This is a genomic window from Oleiphilus sp. HI0132 (assembly GCF_001635845.1).
On sequence record NZ_LWGJ01000545.1, the window covers coordinates 1 to 943 of the forward strand.

The following is a 943-nucleotide window of genomic DNA, read 5'->3' on the forward strand; positions in this document are numbered from 1 at the left end:
GAATCACTCACCCACTAGCGATCTTCTCTCATTAAACTACACTTGAGGATCAGTGGTTTAGATATTTCCACTTCTAACAATGGTGATCATTTTGAACGATGGCGACAAAGCCAACAATCAGGGCTACAGCTTGGGTGTAAGGCTTCTAAGAGTTGTCTTTTCACTCTAATTGCTGATTACTTTGGTGATCACTGCTGTACATATGTATAACGAGTACCAGCAACAAAAGTTACGCATAGACCGTAACCTTATTACCTACCAATCGATCTTTGGAAAGTCTATTGCCACAGCTTGGTGGAATTATGATATGGAGCAACTTGAAGCTACGCTCCAGGGGGTATTAGGGCTTGCCGATATTTCAGGAATCCTGCTGATAGATTCAGAATCGAAACAGATTTTCGTCGATGGAAATAGCCCCAAAGAGAACGTAGATAAAGACAGCTGGGCAAATAAGTTCTATCAAGAATTCGAGGTGAGCTACGATGGACGTAAAATGGGTACACTTTACTTGTTTTCAAGCAGAGACATAGTAATAGACCAAGTTAAACACAATTTTCTATTCATTTTGGTGAACGCTGTTATTAAGTCAATTGTGCTATGGATACTCTTTCTGTGGGCGTTTAACAAGTTTCTAGTTAAAGCACTTGATAAGTTTCTGATTAAGATGGAAACAACTGACTTTGACAACATACATGACGATAGGCCAACTCTATCTGCTGAACTCTCACACCCCGGGCTTGATAGCCGTGAATTACGGCGCTTAGATAATGTATTCACATCACTTAAAAAGCGTCTTGATAAATCGAAAAACAACTTGCTTTCGCTTAACTCAAATCTTGAAGACATTGTCAGCAAACGTACGAGCATGCTTAAGCGACAGAGTAGTCTACTAGAAGCAATGAGCAGCCAGGCACGAATAGGCGCATGGGAATATGACATTCAA

1 protein-coding gene is annotated in these 943 nt (G+C 40.5%); it reads left to right on the top strand.

What is annotated here, in order from left to right; genetic code table 11:
- Positions 1 to 202: 202 nt before the first annotated feature.
- On the top strand, positions 203 to 943 hold a 741-nt coding region (locus tag A3766_RS06555), incomplete at its 3' end, for a hypothetical protein (protein ID WP_156508741.1).